General features: G+C 62.3%; 13 protein-coding genes and 1 pseudogene. 2 read left to right on the top strand and 12 right to left on the bottom strand.

Features of this window, described 5'->3' with window-relative positions:
- Positions 1 to 279 precede the first annotated feature (279 nt).
- A pseudogene (locus HY028_02840) lies at positions 280 to 699 on the bottom strand (DUF4372 domain-containing protein).
- A gap of 165 nt (positions 700 to 864) precedes the next feature.
- Between HY028_02840 and HY028_02835 the strand changes: the two are divergent.
- Positions 865 to 1,539: a heavy metal response regulator transcription factor gene (locus tag HY028_02835; GenBank protein MBI3343797.1), complete on the top strand. Its 675-nt coding sequence runs from the start codon at positions 865 to 867 to the stop codon at positions 1,537 to 1,539.
- On the top strand, positions 1,517 to 3,001 hold the full coding sequence (locus HY028_02830) for a heavy metal sensor histidine kinase (protein ID MBI3343796.1): 1,485 nt from the start codon (positions 1,517 to 1,519) through the stop codon (positions 2,999 to 3,001). The genes HY028_02835 and HY028_02830 overlap by 23 nt, the downstream gene beginning before the upstream one ends.
- Here HY028_02830 and HY028_02825 read toward each other — a convergent pair.
- The 11 genes from HY028_02825 to HY028_02775 all read right to left on the bottom strand — a co-directional run bounded on the left by HY028_02825 (position 2,973) and on the right by HY028_02775 (position 16,849).
- Positions 2,973 to 4,268, bottom strand: a complete 1,296-nt coding sequence (locus tag HY028_02825; protein MBI3343795.1) for a two-component sensor histidine kinase — start codon at positions 4,266 to 4,268, stop codon at positions 2,973 to 2,975. The genes HY028_02830 and HY028_02825 overlap by 29 nt on opposite strands.
- 186 nt (positions 4,269 to 4,454) lie before the next feature.
- Complete coding sequence (locus HY028_02820; protein ID MBI3343794.1) at positions 4,455 to 4,985, bottom strand: hypothetical protein; 531 nt, start codon at positions 4,983 to 4,985, stop codon at positions 4,455 to 4,457.
- Positions 4,986 to 4,998: 13 nt separating this feature from the next.
- The gene (locus tag HY028_02815) at positions 4,999 to 5,751 is read right to left on the bottom strand and encodes an ABC transporter permease subunit (GenBank protein ID MBI3343793.1); all 753 of its coding nucleotides are present in this window, start codon (positions 5,749 to 5,751) and stop codon (positions 4,999 to 5,001) included.
- A complete protein-coding gene (locus tag HY028_02810; protein MBI3343792.1) occupies positions 5,751 to 6,665 on the bottom strand; it encodes an ABC transporter ATP-binding protein in 915 nt (304 codons plus the stop codon). The genes HY028_02815 and HY028_02810 overlap by 1 nt, the downstream gene beginning before the upstream one ends.
- A gap of 242 nt (positions 6,666 to 6,907) precedes the next feature.
- Entirely contained in the window at positions 6,908 to 7,165 is a 258-nt protein-coding gene (locus HY028_02805) for a hypothetical protein (protein ID MBI3343791.1), read from the bottom strand.
- A 123-nt stretch (positions 7,166 to 7,288) separates the two neighbouring features.
- Positions 7,289 to 7,579 carry a PepSY domain-containing protein gene (locus HY028_02800; GenBank protein MBI3343790.1) on the bottom strand — a complete coding sequence of 97 codons (291 nt, stop codon included), beginning with the start codon at positions 7,577 to 7,579 and terminating at the stop codon, positions 7,289 to 7,291.
- A gap of 124 nt (positions 7,580 to 7,703) precedes the next feature.
- Positions 7,704 to 8,069 (bottom strand): PepSY domain-containing protein, encoded by a 366-nt coding sequence (locus HY028_02795; protein MBI3343789.1) that lies wholly within the window; start codon positions 8,067 to 8,069, stop codon positions 7,704 to 7,706.
- An 80-nt stretch (positions 8,070 to 8,149) separates the two neighbouring features.
- On the bottom strand, positions 8,150 to 11,320 hold the full coding sequence (locus tag HY028_02790; protein ID MBI3343788.1) for an HAD-IC family P-type ATPase: 3,171 nt from the start codon (positions 11,318 to 11,320) through the stop codon (positions 8,150 to 8,152).
- Between the two features lie 97 nt (positions 11,321 to 11,417).
- Entirely contained in the window at positions 11,418 to 14,465 is a 3,048-nt protein-coding gene (locus tag HY028_02785) for an efflux RND transporter permease subunit (GenBank protein MBI3343787.1), read from the bottom strand.
- Positions 14,462 to 15,502 carry an efflux RND transporter periplasmic adaptor subunit gene (locus HY028_02780; protein MBI3343786.1) on the bottom strand — a complete coding sequence of 347 codons (1,041 nt, stop codon included), beginning with the start codon at positions 15,500 to 15,502 and terminating at the stop codon, positions 14,462 to 14,464. Before HY028_02780 ends, HY028_02785 begins: the two co-directional genes overlap by 4 nt.
- A 9-nt stretch (positions 15,503 to 15,511) precedes the next feature.
- Complete coding sequence (locus HY028_02775; GenBank protein MBI3343785.1) at positions 15,512 to 16,849, bottom strand: TolC family protein; 1,338 nt, start codon at positions 16,847 to 16,849, stop codon at positions 15,512 to 15,514.
- Positions 16,850 to 16,860 lie beyond the last annotated feature (11 nt).

The raw sequence follows: 16,860 nt of genomic DNA, 5'->3' as shown, positions 1-16,860 counted from the left end.
TCGCGAAACCCGAAATGGATCCATCCGATTTCGGGAGCGAAAAATTGGCGACGAGTATTGCCTCCGGCGGCCCGCGTTCGTCCTGCGTCCGCCACGTCGCTACACTTCGTTGCGCGACATGGCGCCCACAGTGACTCTACGCCGTGCCGGTTGCCTCCTATTTTGTCTCCACCCGTGCTACCGCGCGGACTCCGACAAAACATCCGGCCCTACGGCTACGCGGGGGGCGTCGCACACCGCTCGTCCGCTATCGCTCCCTCGCTTCCATGTGCTCCTTCATGGAAACAACGACAGGCACCAGCCTATGGTCGTCGCATCCAGGGCGTAGACAGTGTTGTCCAGTTCGATACCGAAACTCTCGTTGCAATACAGCTTGCGTGCACGCCAGATGAGCAAGGCTGCCAGATCTGCCCAGATGCGCCAGTCGCGCCCCTCGTTGGCGTCGGCCAGCGTCGAACGCCTGACCGGCGTGCGAAAGCCCATCCCATACAACTTCGTCTGATTGGCCAGCAAACAGGTTTCGATATCGCGCAGACTCTCGCGGTAAGTCAGTTGTGCGAAGGCCATGGCGCGGAATTGCCCGGTGCAACCCAGGCTGCGCACTCTGGAATCGCCGCCATAACGGGCCACGATGCGCGTAAAGCGGGTCCACGGCGCAAATTCCATGAGTTGCGCGAACAACGTCTTGCCCAAGTTTATAGCTCACCTCCAGAGGTATCGACCTCTGGAGGTTACTCGAACCGGAATAGGGGTAAACTGATTTCAAATCGACACCAACATAAATTGCCCTATAACCCGCGCCAATGCTTGGCTTCGGCGAATGAATTGCTAAATTAACCGGACACTACTGGCAAGGGACAAACAATGAAAATCTTGATCGTTGAAGACGAGCCCAAGACGGCTGCCTTCGTCAAACGGGGATTCACCGAGGAAGGCTTCGCGGCCGATGTCGCCGCCGATGGAGTGGATGGGCTTCACCTGTCGCTTACCGGGGAGTATGACGTAATTGTGCTCGACGTCATGCTGCCCAGGCAGGACGGTTGGCGGGTGCTTCAGGATATCCGGACACAGCGTCCGCACCAGCCCGTGATTCTCCTCACCGCCCTGGATGCCGTCGCCCACCGGGTGAAGGGTCTCGATCTGGGCGCCGACGACTATTTGGTCAAGCCTTTTGCCTTTTCCGAGCTGAATGCCCGCGTGCGCAACATCCTGAGGCGGGCGCCGGCGCGTCAAATAGATGTACTTCGCCTCGGCGATCTCGATATGGATTTGTTGCGGCACAAGGCATCCCGGGCGGGAAAGCTGCTCGACCTCGCACCTCAGGAATACCGGCTGCTGGAATACCTGCTCCGGCATCCGGGCGAGGTGGTGACCCGGACGCGGCTCGCCGAGCAGGTCTGGGACATGAATTTCGATGGGGACAGCAACGTGGTCGATGTCGCCGTGCGCCGCCTGCGACGGAAGGTGGACGATCCCTGCGACCGGAAACTGATTCATACCTTACGAGGAGTGGGCTATGTCCTCGAAGAACGGGACTGAGCCCAGCAGTCTCATGGGAGAGTCCGGGTCCATCGCCGCCCGCCTGACCCTCTGGTATGCCCTGCTCAGCGTGGTACTGATTGCTTCCGCCGGCAGCGTGCTGTATTGGGTGCTCACCCAGCGGCTTCACCAGGAGGACGACCGGCTCTTGGCGGGCAAGATCGCCGAGGTGCGCGCGGTTCTGCTGCTCCATCCCGACAACCTTGCGGCGTTGCGAGAAGAAGTTCAACACGAATCGGAAACGCTTCCCGGCATCTATATCCGCGTGCGGAATGCGCATGCAGGCATCATCGCGGAAAGCCCGGTGTCCAGCCGCCTGTTTGATGATGGCGGACCGTTCGCGGCCGCCCGCATCCAGGGGAATGGCGAGAGTTTGAGCTGGTTCGCGCCCGACGGGCAAACCTACCGCGTCATGTCCGGCAGCTTCGAGCTTGGTTCGCGCTTCACCGTGAACGCGGCGATGAATTTGACAAAAGAGGAACAATTTCTGGCGAGCTACCGGCGTGTTCTGCTGCTGGCCGTCTCCGCTGCCCTGGCGATCGCACTGGCCGCGGGCTACCTGCTTGCCCGCCGCGGGTTGCAGCCCGTTTCCCGGCTCACCACGATCGTCGATGAACTCGGCGCGGGACAGCTGCACCGCCGCATCGGCGAGGAAGCCTGGCCCACGGAGTTGAAGCCGCTGGCGAAGAACTTCGATCGCCTTCTGTCGCGCCTCGAGGAGTCCTTCGCCCGCATTTCGCGTTTCTCGGCCGACATCGCCCATGAACTTCGCACGCCGCTCCATATCCTTCGGGGCGAGGCGGAGATCACGCTGTCGAAGGACCGGCCGGTCTCGGATTACCGGGCCTGCATCGAATCGGCGGCGGACGAATACGACCGGCTCTCGCATATGGTGGATGCCCTGTTGTTTCTCGCCCGCAGCGAACAGCCGGATGCGCAACTCGATAAGCGATCACTGGACATCGAGCAGGCAACGGCGGCGGTTTTCGCCTATTACCAGGCGATGGCCGACGAGTTGGGCGTCGCGCTGGTCAATCACTGTGCCGGCAGCGTCATCGCGGATTCCGCTCTCTTGCGGCGCGCGCTCAGCAATCTTGTCGCGAATGCATTGCGCCATACCCCAAGCGGTGGAAGCGTTGTGGTCGACGCAAAAGCGATACCTGATCACGCGACCGAGATTGTTGTCACCGATACGGGGCATGGGATTGCCCCCGAAGACCTGCCGCATGTCCTTGATCGTTTTTACCGCACCGACGGGGCGCGCCCCCGGCTGGGGCAAGGCACCGGTCTCGGTCTTGCCATCGTCCAGTCGATCATGCGGTTGCATGGTGGGACCGTCTCGATCCAAAGTGAACCTGATCGTGGCACGGCCGTTACGCTGACGTTTCCTATCAATCACCGCGAGATACCCCAGGATGCAACGAGGGCGCCGATCAGGGTTCCCGTCTCTGGCGATAACTGAAGACGAGCCCCGGACCGCGCTCACGTTCGCGCAGCATCACAACCCCGCCCAGGCGGGATGCGGTTTCCCTGGCGATGGCCAGGCCGAGGCCGCTGCCCGTCACGGTGGAGCCGGGCATGCGATAGAAGGCGTCGAAGACGCGTTCGCGCTCCTCGGACGGAATCCCCGGCCCATTGTCGACGATTTCAACTACCGCGGTTTCGCCTTCGGCCAGAAGCCGGACTGTCACCTCGCCGCCGGCCGGCGTGTATTTCAGGGCATTGTCCAAGGCGTTGCCTAGTATCAGGCGCAGCGACTGCGGCGATGCGCGCAGCGAAAAGCGCGCGCGTTCATCAAGCCCGAGGTCGATCTTCTTTGCCTCGGCCCGAGGCAGGAATTCCCCGATCAGTTCGCGCACCATAGCCGGGATATCGATAACGGCTTCCTCGGCCGTCCCTGCTTGGGCCCGGGCCAAGCTCAGGAGCTGCTCGGTGAGTTGCCGCGCTCGTTCGATGCCGGCTTGCAGCGGCCCGACCCGTTCTTTCACCGCTTCCAGCGAGTCGGCCTGCAGCAGGTTTTCGGCCTGCACCGACAAGGCGGTGAGCGGGCTGCGCAGTTCGTGGGCCGCGTCGGCGATGAAGCGCCTCTGTCGGGCCATCAATTGATTCATCCTGTCCAGCAGCCGGTTGATGGCGTGCACGAAGGGGGTGATTTCATCCGCAAGGCCCGCGTCAGGAACCGGGCTGGGCCGATCCGCCGCCTGGCTGTCCAGGTTCTTGGACAGCCTGGAGATTGGAGCGAACTCCCGTCGAACAATACGCACAATCAGCCAAGCCAGCACGGGCAGCAGAAGCAGCAGGGGGATAAGGGTGCGCAGGGCGCTGTTGGTCGCGATCTCGTCGGGTGCATCAGTCGGTTGTGCGACGACGGTACGCTTTCCCACAGGGGTATCATGAATGAATACCCGAAGCCGCCCGAGACTGCTGTCCAGAGTGTGAAACCCAGGCCGCAGACCGGCGGGAAGCCAATCCGGACGGGGGTTGGGTGGCAGTTGAATGATCAGGATGCGGGACTCCTGGTCGTCCATGGCGATGTCCGTTTCTTGCGGCCGCCCGTACCCCATGGCGCCCTTTCCGTTCAGCACCGCGATCTGGCGCAGCATGTCGTCCTGGAATTCCTTCGCTTCGCCGTAGGCGAGAATGAACGACGCCAGGCCGGCGACAAAGCCAGAGAGCACGACGGCAGCCCCCAGCATCAATGACAGATGCCTTTGCAGCGAGTGCGTCATGTAGGGGGCTCCGGTGCCATGACCACGCCAAGTGTGTTTTGCCTGGCGGCATTCCCGGGCTTCCCGCGCGTGCCGCGGATCAGCAAGTCCACAAGGACGCCTTTTACTTCAGTTCATGGAAGACGGTTCTCATCTGAACTATCTTCTCATACACCGGCATTTCTCCCGAAATGCGACGAGCTTTGCTCAGGCGCGCCGGCGGCCGAAGCGGCGCCAACCCATGACGCCCAGAACCAGCGCGGGGACGCCGAGAGCGACCGGCAGGATGCGCGCGGATTCCACCACGGGCTTGCGCCGCACCTGGAAATCCACGAACGGGCTGGTCATCACGCGCCCCGTTTCCCGATCCACTGCGCTGATCACCACCCGGTAGGAACCGGCCTGGATGAGGCGCATGGGCCACTCGACCTTGACCTGCTGCCCCGGTTGCAGGACGGCCTGGGTCACCGCCTTGTGCGCGCTCCAATCCTCCAAATCCACCGGCTGCTCGTGTCCCGGATCCACCTGCACCAGACTGATCCATGCCACGATGCCATGGGCCGGCTGACCGCCCGGGTTGCTGATCGTGCTGCGGAACTTGAGCCAGTCGCCCATCTGCGGCGAAGGCGGATTGGCCGGGTCCGGCGCCAGCGAGATGTTCAGGGAATCGGCTGCCCAGGCAGGGCTCAAGCCCAGCAGCGATAGCCCCAGCAGCACGCGGATGACGGTTCTTTTCAGGGTCGGATCCCCTTCATATTTCCATCTTGCGCACGCTGCGAATGGCGAAAGCCGCCGTCAACACCAGCCAGACCAGGGTGACGCCGAGACGGGTGAGCTGCATCGCCAGCGGCTGCGAATCGATCACCACGCTGTCGAACGTGTTCACGGCCGCCGAGAACGGATTCACCGCGTCGAACAGCTTGCCGATGGTGCTTTGCCGCAGGCTCGGCCCCAGCAGCAGGGGGCTGGCGAGCAGCATCAGCGCGATGAGCGAGGTGACCAGGGCGGAACGCACGCTGCGCAGGCGCGCCGACAAGGCGATGCCGAGAAAACCGAAGCCCAGCACCACCGGCGTGCCGAACAGGGCCAGATAGACCACTGCCTGGGCGAGGTTCTGGCCGCTCGACCCGACCGCCCACACATAGGGCAGGCTGAGCAGGTACATGACGACCCACCCCGCGACCTGGCCGCCCATCTTGCCGAACACGATCTGGGACGGGTTGACCGGCGTCAGCAGCAGCGGCATCAGGCTGCCGCGCTCCCGCTCGCCGGCCACGGTGTCGCTGCCGAGCACCACGGCGAGGAGCGCACCCAGGGCGGTGACAGTGCCCATCACCATGTAGACCACTTGCGCGTTGTCCAGCAAACTCAATTCGGTGTTGCTCACCAGCAGCAGGCTCAGCACCGACATGATGACGGAGAGCGCCAGCAGCCAGGCGAGGCCGCGCCCGCTCTGAAGCAACTCTCCGCCTTCCTTGCGCGCGATCAGGGTGATCGGGTTCATCAGGCTGCCTCCTTCGCTTCGGTCACCGCCATATAGAGTTCCTCGAGTCCGCCGCCCTCGCGGTGGATTTCATCGATGCGCAGGCCGGCGTCCAGCAACTTGCGCCATGCGCCGGCAGGTTCGATGTGGCTTGCGATTTCCACATGCCACCAGTCGCCCGCGCGGGCCAGCAAGGTGATGTCGGCGGGAAGCCGCTCGGCCGACTCGCCGGGCTCCATCCGCAGCCGATAGCGCACCGCTGCGCGCTGCGACGACAGCAGGTCGGCAATGGAACCTTCCAGCAGAGTCTGCCCTTCGGCGATGATGCCGATGCGGATGCACAGCCGATCCACATCGTCGAGCAGGTGCGTGCACAGCAGGATGCCCACGCCGTGGTTCGCGCTCAAGTCGAGCAGCACGTCGTGGATTTCCCGGCGCCCGCGCGGATCCAGGCCGTTGGTGGGCTCGTCCAGGATCAGCAGTTCAGGCTGATTGATGAGCGCGCGGGCCAGACCGAGCCGCTGCCGCATGCCGCGGGAATAGGTCTCGATCGGCGCCGGACTTTCGCCCTCCAGGCCAACCTGGCCCAGCAGACGGGCGATTTCGGCGTTGTCTGGCGTCATTTGATAGAGGCTGGCGACCCAGCGCAGGTATTCCCCGGCGCTCATCCAGTCATAGAATCCCGCCTGCTCCGCCAGCACGCCAATCCGGCGGTGCAGTTGGAGCGCATCGGCAACAGGATCGAGACCCAGCACCCTGACCGAGCCGGACGAAGGCGCCCGCAGCCCGGTGACGACGGAAATGGTGGTGCTTTTGCCCGCGCCGTTGGGTCCGAGCAGGCCATAGATCTGACCTTTTTCCAAAGTCAGATTGACGTCCCGCAATATCGCATGGGCGCCAAGGTTGAGCTTCAGCTTGTGTATTTCGACCAGCATTGTTCTCTCCCTAATTGAATGAGGGTGGCATTAAGGTTCGAAAGGAACACGCCGTTCCCGGCAATCTCCCGGAATTGGGTTTTCCCCGCGCATCCCTGTCACGGGGGCCTCGCGCCTGCCTTCTGCGAGACCATGGAGAAACCCTTGCGAATCTCCATTGGCAAGGACCTGCACAAGCAATCGATTTTCGGGTGTCGCGCTGGCTTGCCGAAGCAATGTCCAGCGCGTCCCTGCCTGCCCTGCTATTTCTTCATTTCTTCCTTCATTTCCTGTTTCTTGGTCTCGTGCATTTCTTCCTTCTTGTTTTCGGCCTTTTCTTCCTTCATTTCGGCCTTCTTCGATTCTTTCCTGTGCTTCTTAACCATCTTTTCCACAGGTTTGGCGGGTTTAGCGGCTTCGGCCTTTGGCGCCTCCGCGGGCGCAGCGGCGTCCGCTGCGAAAGCGGAGACCGTCACCGTGGCAAACGCGGCAGCGACGAGAGCGGGCAATAGCTTGTTCATTTGAATCTCCTTTCAAAAGTTGGTGAATTCGCCTTGATCGCCCTTGAAACCTGGGCGATGTCAGCTTTTCCAGTTTAGTTCAATGCAGTACCCAATACAATCCGCGATGCGTCTTGCCGGGGGTTAATCCGCATTGGGTCCTTCCGGGGCATTTTCCAGTACTTGGCCGGTCCTTGCGTCCACGCCAACTTCCTGCGTGACCTTGCCACGTTGAATGTCGAAGGAATAGCGCAGGCCGCTGCCGCCTTTTTCCGGCTCCAGTTCCTCGTCGGTAATTTTGCCGGGATGGGCCTTGAGGGCAATCGTCCGGGCCTGTTCCATGCTGACTTTAGCCTCTCCTGCAAATTTCTGGCCCGTGTAGGCGGACGCATGGGCGGCGGCCATCGCCAGGACCAGGCCGAGCACGGTCGCCATGCGGTTTTTGATGCTGTGTTGCGAATCGTATCTGTATTCATCTACCTCTCCGGTTTGGTTTGGGAGCAGGCGGCAAGCGCCGCCCCCGTTACACAACAATAAAGCCCGTGAAGCCGGGGCTGGATCAGTCTTCGCCCTGTTCCTGACCTTCACGGCCTTCCGCTTCATGGTCGGCCTGATCCGCCTGGGCGGAAAGAATCTTGCCGTCGTTGATGTCCACCTTGATGTCCGTGGTCTGTGTGCCGCGCGTCACTTCCACGCCATAGACGAGGGTGCCGTTTTCGTCTTCCAGCTCGGCGCGGACGGCCTTGCCCTGGATGTGTTGCTCGGCCGCCGCGATCGCCTGGGTCAGGCTGATCTTGGCCTGGGATAGCAAGGCCGCGTCGTTCTCCTGCCCTTCCTTGGCGCCGTTCACGCTGGCGAAGGCCAAGGAGGCGCCGAGTGCGGTCACGCCGATGACACCGAACAAAAGGGATTTTTTGCTGCGCATGATGATGCTCCTGTAGAGTTGATCGAAATTCGGTAAACGCTTTTTGCATCCACCTTGATGACCACTCTACCCCCCGAAAATTAGGGCGGAGTTAGCGCGCCGCCCGATCTCCATTTCTCCACCGGTACGGGCTGGTATGCATAGCGCTCAAGATCGACGGCGTGATCTGTAGCGATATGGACGGTTCCCGCGATCGCAAGGGTCGCAAGCATGACTGCCGCCAGCCGCCTGGGCTTAAGCTTCTCATAGGATTGATATTCGTAGGCCACGGCCAACGCCGCGACCCATGCCACCCCGAAACTCAGGTCGCCGAGCACGTCGGACAGCCAGTGTGCGCCCAGATACAGCCGGGAGAAAGCGATCAGCGCAATCAGTAGTGCCGTTGCGAGCGCGAACGCCTTGCGCAGGCGGTGTTGCTCCCCACGGCATAGCAGGAATGCCAGAAACCCGTAGACGACAATGCTCAAGGTGGCGTGACTGCTGGGAAAGGAAAACTGTTCGACCCCGCCGTAGAACGGACCGGGCCGCGGCCGATGCAGGGTCAGCTTGAGCACCTTGACCAGGGCCTCAGCCACGCCTATTGCAGCGAGCCAATACCCTGCGGTATGCCAGAGGCGATGGGCGATGAACCACGCCAAGGCGACCAAGATCACCGGCAGCAATACCTGGACGTCCCCCAGCTCCGTGATCGCGACCATCAGACTATCCACTGCCGGGGTTCGCAGTTTCTGCAGGAGGCCGTAGACGATGACATCTACTTCCACCAGCGGGTCGTGGCTTAACACATCCTCCAATACTCCGAAGAACAGCCAGGCGCCGCCGAGAATGAGAAGTGCGGCGGAGACGAGGAACCATTTCGGACTTTCCCGGCTGATCAGCCAAGCCAGTATCTCCTTCCACTGAAAGCGCCGGCCCCTCGCCAGTTCGGGCCTTGAGCGGGCCGCCGCTTGCGAACTCCTGTGCAAAGCGGCGCCGGCGGCTATGGCAATGCCGGCAACGGCAAACCACGCCCCGGCCGGTAACAGTTCCAGTGCAAAGAATGCCCGTAGCGGCGGCACGGCCAGAACCGTTGCAAACGCGGCCAGCATGGCGCCGATAAGAAGCAAGCGAGCCGGTCCGAGGGGCCTGACCAGAATGGCGAGTACCCACGAAGCTATGGAGAACAGGACAACTGTTGCGGCAGTGCGTGCCTCGTTGGCGCTTCCCGCGAGATAGCCGTTAACGAGGGCGTAGGCGGCAAAAGTGGCAAGCGCTGCGACGAGTCCCGCAGGCACCGCGAAACGGAGGACACGCTCGACGAAACCGGGACGGGCCCGCTCCGCATTAAATTCGAGAGAGAGGAAGAAGGCCGGAATACCGATCGTGAGAGAACCGACCAGGGTCAGATGGCGAGGCAGGAAAGGGAAGGTGACATCCGCAATCCCCGCGGCGAAAGCGAGGAGCATGGCATAGACGGTTTTCGTCAGGAACAGCACAGCCAGCCGTTCGACGTTGCCGATCACGCGGCGGCCCTCGGCGACGACAAAGGGAAGGTTCGCAAACCGGTTGTCGAGCAGGACAAGTTGCGAGACCGCGCGCGCAGCCCCGGTTCCGGCGCCCATGGCAATGCCGACGTCGGCCTGCTTGAGCGCGAGGATGTCGTTTATGCCATCCCCCACCATGGCGACCACGTGGTTTCTCGCCTGGAGCGCCGCGATGATCGACCGCTTCTCTTGTGGCGACGCCCTGTTAAACACCGTGCGTGTTTCCACGAGATCGGAGAGCGCCGCCGAATTCTCCGGCAACTGCCGTGCATCTACAGGCGCGGCGGCGTCCGCCACGCCGACTTTCATCGCCACCTGGCTTACCGTGCCGGGATGATCTCCCGAAATCACTTTTACCGTGATGCCTTGCTCGGCGAAATACCGCAGTGTTTCGGCTGTGTCGGCACGGAGCCGTTCGGCCAGCAGCACGAGTGCGACCGGAACAAGATCGGGGGGCAAGCGATCCGGGGCAAGTTCACTGTCCGTGCTGGCAAGGAGAAGCACGCGCCGCCCGGCCCGGGCGTGGTTCTCTGCACGGGCCCGCGCGGTTTCGCTTCCCGGGATATTGGCCAGGAGCACCTCGGGGGCTCCGATAACCCAGGCACCCAGTTCGTCAAGCGTTGCGCCGCTCCATTTGCGCACCGACGAGAACGGCACCAGGCCGGTGGAAACAACGCCACGTGCGTTGGGATAGGTGCGTCCGATTGCCCGCAAGGTGGCATTCGGATTGGGGTCTGTTGCCGCGAGTGCCGCCAGTGCGTTTAGCGCGCCGGGATGGGCGGCCAGCAACTCGACGTGCTCGATCTCGGGCTCCCTCTCGGTCAGCGTGCCGGTCTTGTCGAGGCAAATCACGTCGACTCGCGCCAGGGTCTCGGTCGCCGGGAGGTCCTGGACGAGCGTCTTCCGCCGCGCCAATCGAATCGCCCCCAGGGCGAGCGCCGCGCTGGTCAGCAGCACCAGGCCCTCGGGCACCATGGCAACCACGCCGGCGGCGGAAAAAAGCAGCGCGCCGGCCAGATGCGTCTGTGCGATGACCTGACTCCCAAAAAGGAGCAGGGCTGTCGGGACAATCGCCCATGTGACGTAGCGGAGCATCCGGTTGATCCCGGCGCGCAGCCCGGAGTGCGCCAGGGTGAAGTGCCTGGCCTCTTTGGCGAGGCTGTTGGCGTAGGCGGCCGATCCGACCCGTGTTGCCCGGTAGCGCCCGTTCCCGGCAATCGCAAAGCTTCCCGAGAGCACTGTCTCGCCCGCCAGTTTGGGCACTGGTTCGGCTTCGCCACTGAGAAGGGACTCGTCCACCTCCAGGCTGTTGGCTGAAAGCAGGACGCCGTCCACCAGAATCTGATTGCCGGGGGCCAGATCGAGAACGTCATCCAGGACGATCTCCGTTGCCGGCACTTCGATGATGCGCCCCGAGCGAACCACACGTGCCTCGGACTGGCTAAGCAGCGCGAGGCGCTCCAGCGTCCGTTTTGCCCGCAGTTCTTGAATGATTCCGATCAGGGAATTGATGACGAGAACACCGCCGAACAACGCGTCCTGCCATGGCCCCACCGCTAGGATGACGACGAATAGCGAACCCAGGAGCGCGTTGAAGCGGGTAAGGACATTTGCGCGAACAATCTCCCATCCCGCCCGGCTCACGGGTTCCAACACCCGGTTGGCCTCGCCTCTTTCGCGGCGCGCCTGTACTTCCGCGTCACTCAGGCCGTCAAAACTATTTGGCATGGCTGCATCCTTGAGTCATTCAGGGCCGCGCCCGGCCCTGCGCTATGGGCTGCGCCAACACCCCAGGCGTTGATCCGCGTCGTCGAGGCCGCCCGGGTCAAGCACTTCCGTTTGCGTGCCTTGTCTTGTCGAGAAGACTGAATAGCACCGGCATCGCGAGCAGCACCAGAGGCAGCTGAACCACCAGCCCCGAAATGATGGCGATCGCCAACGGTTGTTGCATGGCCGAGCCCTGCCCGATGGCGAGCGCCAGGGGCAGCAGGGTGAGAATGGCCGCCAGCGTGGTCATGGCGATGGGCCGCATGCGGTTCTTCCCCGCCACGATCAATGCCTCGGTCCGCACCATGCCGGCCGGCAGGCTTTGCAATTCGGAGAAGTAGAAGATGGCCACTTCGGTAACGATGCCGACAATCATGGTCATGCCCATCATGGCCGAGATATTGAGTTCAATGCCTGTGGCCCGCAAGCCAACAAACACCGCGGATATGGACAGGAGCGGAATGGCCATGATCGAGAGTGCGATCTGGAAGCGCTCATAGAGGAACAGCAGCAACAGGAAAACCAACGCCACTGCGGCGGCGAACACGGCGATCAGCCCCTTGAAGGCGATTTGCTGCTGTTGATAAAGGCCGCCGAGTTCGTAATAGACGCCTTGGGGGAGCATGTTCGGGGCGTCCATGACTTGTTTCACGTCAGCAATGGTAGACCCCATGTCGCGCCCGCTGATGCGTGCCGTCACCGCGACCATGCGCTTGAAATTCTCACGCCCGATTTGCGGCTGGCCGGAAATCGTTGAAATTCGCGCCACGCGCTTGAGGGGAAACAGATGGCCGTCCGGCGCACGCAGGAGAAGCTGGCCCAGATCGTTTTCGGTCGACCGCAACTGCTCAGGAACCCAGACGCGCACGCCGATCATTTTGACGCCTTTGCGAATCTGGGTCGTCACTTGCCCGGCCAGAGCATCCTGCACCATGCGCGTCACAGCCTCGGGATCGACGCCTTCCAGAGAAGCCTTGACACGGTCGACCTTGATGTCGAGGGCGTCGCCGGCAGGGTTGATACCGTTGCGTATTTCAACCACGCCCTTGATTCTGGCGATGGCGGCAGCGGTTTTCTCCGCCAGGGACTGGAGCAAGGCGGTATCGTCGGAAAATATCTTGATCTGGATCGGCTGCGGTACGGCGGTCAGATCGCCGATGAGGTCTTCCATCAACTGCGCCATCTCGATATTGAGGCCAGAAACCTGCTGCTCGACCTGGATACGAATCTGACTCATCACTTCGTCGATCGGGGCGCGCGGCTCGGGCTTGAGACGGATAAAGAAATCCCCCTCGTTGGCTTCGGTAAGAATGCCGCCCAACTGCGTGCCGGTGCGGCGGGAATAGGTGTCCACATTGGGATTGGCGCGGATGATGCTCTCCACCTGCCGCAGCAGGCGATCGGTTTCGGCGAGCGAGGTGCCGGGTTCGGAACGGTAATCCAGAATGAAGCCGCCCTCGTCCATGGATGGCATGAAGCCGGAGCCAACCTGGTGAAAGGCGACCCAGCCCAGCGCCATCAACGGCATGATCCCAACCAGTATCAGCATCGGCCGGGCGAGGATGCGGCGCATGATCCAGTCGTATTTCCCGTGCATCCACTCGGTCAGGCGGCCGCCTTCCTTCTGTTTGGCGTCCTTTTCGTTGAGCAGATGGTCGGCCAGAATGGGGACCGCCAGCCAGGTGACCATGAACGAAATGATCAGCCCGGCCGCCATGGTGAGCGATAGCGCCTTGAAGAACGCGCCGGTCACCCCCTCCAGAAAAGCGAGCGGGATGAAGATGATTACCGTGGAAGCAGACGAGCCGGTCAATGGGCGCAGGAATTCCCGTGCGGCATCGAGTACCCGGCCATGGTGATCCGCGGCGCCACGCAGGCGCCGCACGATGTGCTCGATCATGACGATGGCATCATCGATGATGAGCCCCACCGCGGCGGCCATCCCGCCCAGGGTCATGATATTGAAGCTCATGTGCAGGGCCGTGAGCAGCACCACCGTGGCGGAGAGCACGGCGGGCACCACGATGATGGCGATGAGGGTGATCTTGAGGTTGCGCAGAAAAGCCAGCAAGACCAGCGCAGCCAGTCCTATGCCGATCATGATGGCGTCGCGCACGCTTGCGGCGGATGCAATGACCAGCTGGCTTTGATCGTACCAATTGGCAATCTTCACGTTCCTGGGTAACCGGGTGCTGTAGGCGTCGAGCTTGGCCTTGATGCTGCGGGCTATTTGCACGCTGTTGCTGCCAGGCTGCTGATAAACCTGCAGCAAAACCGCGTCGTGGCCGTCGGCATTCACGCGTATCCATTGCGGCACGGTGCTGCGCACCACGCCTGCCACATCCTCCAGGCGCACCAGGCCGTTGGCACCGGTCTTGAGCACGGTCTGGCGGATATCGTCCAGGCTCTTCAGGCGCGTATCGGCGATGCCCAGATAAAGCTTGTAATGATCCTCCAACCGGCCTACCGCAGTGACCACGTTGGCCGCCGCCAATGCGCGCGACACATCGCCCATGGCCAGGCCGTATGCCTGCAGGCGCGCGGGATCGACGATGACGTGATATTCCTCGATCGCGCCGCCTACGACTTGAATCCGCGCCACCCCCTCCACCCCGGAAAGCAGGGGACGCAGCTGATACTGGGCCAGATCATGAAGCGCAGTCAGCGAGTGGACGTCCGAAGTGATGCTGTAGGCGAGAATGGGGAACACCGTCGGATCCATCCGCTTGGTGGCGATCTGCGTGCCGGCCGGCAGTTGCGGCAGAATCTGCGCCGCCGCCTGGCTGACCAGGGAAGCGGCAAGCGGCATGTCCGTCCCCCAGGCAAAGTTAACCGATATTTCGGCAGAGCCCCGGCTGGTCGTGGAGCGCACATTCTGAACGCCCGGAACACGCCGGATCGCTTCTTCCACCGGCATGGTTACCTGCACCTCCATCTGTTCCGCAGGGCGGTCGCCGGCGTCCAGGGAAACCAGCACGCGTGGAAAATCGACGTTGGGAAAGAGCGTTACCGGCAGCTTGAAGGCGGCGACCAGGCCCGCTGCGGCCAGCATGAACAGGAAAAACAGAATGGATCGGCGATGCGCCATCCAGGCAGAAAAATTCATCGTGCCTTCTCCCGCACGACCATGCCATCCTTCAACTCGTAGTTGCCGAGCACCACTACCTTGAGGCGCTCATCCAGCTTGCCCGACACCGCAACGATACCGCCGCTTTCCACGCCGACCGTAACGTCAACGCGTTTGGCGTGCCCATCGCTCACCTGGTACAGATAGGCGCCCCGCCCATCCTGCAGCACGGCAGAACGTGACACGACCCAGCTTTCCTGGCCACCGAGGTCGATAAGCCCGCGCACCTGCATGCCCGGCAGCAGTCCCCTGGTTGGGCCCGCAAGCCGTGTCGCCACGTCCACCAGGCGCGTCTGGGGATTGATTGCGCCGAAGACCTGTGACACCGTGGCATTCACGGTTTCCCCGCTACTGAATACTGAGGACAGCCGTATCGGCATCCCTACCCGCACCCGGCCCGCATCTTCAGGCTCGACGCCCAGCAGCGCACGCAGCGCGCCCGATCGCGCCAGTTGCATTACCGTTGCGCCGGGCTGGATTCGGTCTCCTTGCTGTACGCTGATAGCCGCCACCAACGCATCAAAGGGTGCTTTCACGGTCTGATTGTTGAGTCCGGCACCCAGTTTCTGCTGGGCCGCCAGGGCAGACTGCGCATCCTGTAAAGCCTTGCGGGCCGCGGCAACCTGGGAGTGGGTAGCCAGTTGCTGGGCTGCCAGATCCTCCATGCGCTTGAGTTCGCCCTGCGCGAAAGTCTCCGCCGATTCGGCCTGACGATAAGCCGCTGCCGCAGTCGCCTCGGTGGACAGTTCCAGCAAGGGTTCGCCACGCCTCACCACCTGCCCCGGCGCCACCAGCAGACGGGCGACCTGCACCGGGCGCGGAAAACTCACGTTCTCAGCCGCGCCGGTGGCGGGCATCACCGTTCCATAGACGGTGAGGGTTTCGGACACCATTTGCTTGCGCAACGCCTCGGTTTTGACCAGCACGCTCGGCTCATCAACGGCAGTCGCAGCCGATGCCGCCAGGGGCAGATTCATCACGATGGCCAGCATCATCGCCAACAATTTTTCTTTCATGGTGTGCCCTTACTTGTTCCGGACGGGAAGTTCGCCGCCGATTAACGTCAACAGAGCCACGCGCTGTTCCAGCAGGGTCTGCTTAAGCGTTATCGCCTCTGCCTGCTTGGCCAGCAAGGCGGTGCGCAGATTGGTATATGCCAGCATGTCGATGTTGCCCGCATCGAAAGCGGCCTGGGCATTGTCTGCGGCATGGGCAAGCACATCCACGCCGAACGCCACGTTTTGCAGCTGCTTTTCGAGCAGTTTCTGGTCTTGCAGAATACGGGCGATATCGGCAGCGGCACTGTTGATTCGCATTTGGTACTCGTCATGAAGGCGCTGACGCGTGGCCTTTTCGATGGCGACATTGCCCCGGTTGCGATTGAAGATGGGCAAGCTGAGGGTAATGCCGAAACCCTGGGTATAAAGGCCGGAAGTATCCCGCGCGCGGGTCAGGCCGATGTTGAGCGCGGGGAACTGCGCCAGCACTGCCTGCCGGAAGCGTTGCTCCTGGCTTTCGTAACCCGCCTGGAGGGCGAGCAGGTCGGGACGCCGCTCGCCGATTTTCTCAATGTCCGAACTTATCCTGGCTTCATCAAGGGTCGGCAGCTGAGCATCGCCGATGAGGTGCAGGTGGACATTCGGTGCGAGGCCGAGGAGCGCGTTCAGGCCGTGTAGATTGCTGCTGATCTGGCGCGAAAGATCGTTGATGCCGGTATCAAGCGTTTGCAGCGTGGCGAGATCGACATTGGCCGCGTCCAGAGTGAAGTTGCCCTGGACCAAAGCCGCTTGCGTGCGTTGGTAGCGGGAAAACACAAGGGCGCGTTCTTTTTTCAGCACAGTCAGAAGTTGTTGCTGGCCCAGACTGCGTGCGAACAGCAGGCGCGCCTGTCCAACCACCTGCCATTCCTGCCACAGCAGGTTGAGATCGGTCTGCCGCTCTGCCGCCTGCGCTGCATTCTTGACGGCAGAATGCGTGAGCAATGCCCTCACATCGTAGTTCAGTCCCAGAAGGAAGGCGCTGGTATTGCCGGATGTCCCGTTGGTCGGGAAATCACTGCTGAAACTCATTTGCGGGTCGGGTAAAAGCCCTGCGGCAAAGGCCTGGGCGCGTGCGATGCCGGCCTCGTCGCGAGTCACCTTGAGCTGCGGATTGTTGGCCACCGCCAGCATGGCCACCTCGGTCATGTCCAGACCATCGGCGGTATTGAAGCGATGCGAAGACAGGTCGCGAAAGGGCAATCGCTCCGGCGCCACTTCGATGGCGGCAACCGATGGCGCTGGGTTCGCGCGCTCCGGCAGAGATTTTGGCGTGTAGCTCGCGCAGCCCGCCAGCCCCGCCATGATCAGTACCAGCGGCAACATTCCATGTTTCA

It is taken from the genome of Gammaproteobacteria bacterium (assembly GCA_016195665.1).
GTDB lineage: Bacteria > Pseudomonadota > Gammaproteobacteria > SURF-13 > SURF-13 > JACPZD01.
The sequence above is the reverse complement of the archived record's forward strand: the minus strand, read 5'-3'. Positions and strand labels throughout refer to the sequence as shown.

Coding starts and splice junctions, on each gene's coding strand:
- HY028_02785 (MBI3343787.1), bottom strand. CDS start 14,465: ATGAATTTTTCTGCCTGGATGGCGCATCGCCGATCCATTCTGTTTTTC.
- HY028_02825 (MBI3343795.1), bottom strand. CDS start 4,268: ATGACGCACTCGCTGCAAAGGCATCTGTCATTGATGCTGGGGGCTGCC.
- HY028_02790 (MBI3343788.1), bottom strand. CDS start 11,320: ATGCCAAATAGTTTTGACGGCCTGAGTGACGCGGAAGTACAGGCGCGC.
- HY028_02775 (MBI3343785.1), bottom strand. CDS start 16,849: ATGTTGCCGCTGGTACTGATCATGGCGGGGCTGGCGGGCTGCGCGAGC.
- HY028_02815 (MBI3343793.1), bottom strand. CDS start 5,751: ATGAACCCGATCACCCTGATCGCGCGCAAGGAAGGCGGAGAGTTGCTT.
- HY028_02830 (MBI3343796.1), top strand. CDS start 1,517: ATGTCCTCGAAGAACGGGACTGAGCCCAGCAGTCTCATGGGAGAGTCC.
- HY028_02810 (MBI3343792.1), bottom strand. CDS start 6,665: ATGCTGGTCGAAATACACAAGCTGAAGCTCAACCTTGGCGCCCATGCG.
- HY028_02795 (MBI3343789.1), bottom strand. CDS start 8,069: ATGCGCAGCAAAAAATCCCTTTTGTTCGGTGTCATCGGCGTGACCGCA.
- HY028_02780 (MBI3343786.1), bottom strand. CDS start 15,502: ATGAAAGAAAAATTGTTGGCGATGATGCTGGCCATCGTGATGAATCTG.
- HY028_02835 (MBI3343797.1), top strand. CDS start 865: ATGAAAATCTTGATCGTTGAAGACGAGCCCAAGACGGCTGCCTTCGTC.
- HY028_02800 (MBI3343790.1), bottom strand. CDS start 7,579: ATGGCGACCGTGCTCGGCCTGGTCCTGGCGATGGCCGCCGCCCATGCG.
- HY028_02805 (MBI3343791.1), bottom strand. CDS start 7,165: ATGAACAAGCTATTGCCCGCTCTCGTCGCTGCCGCGTTTGCCACGGTG.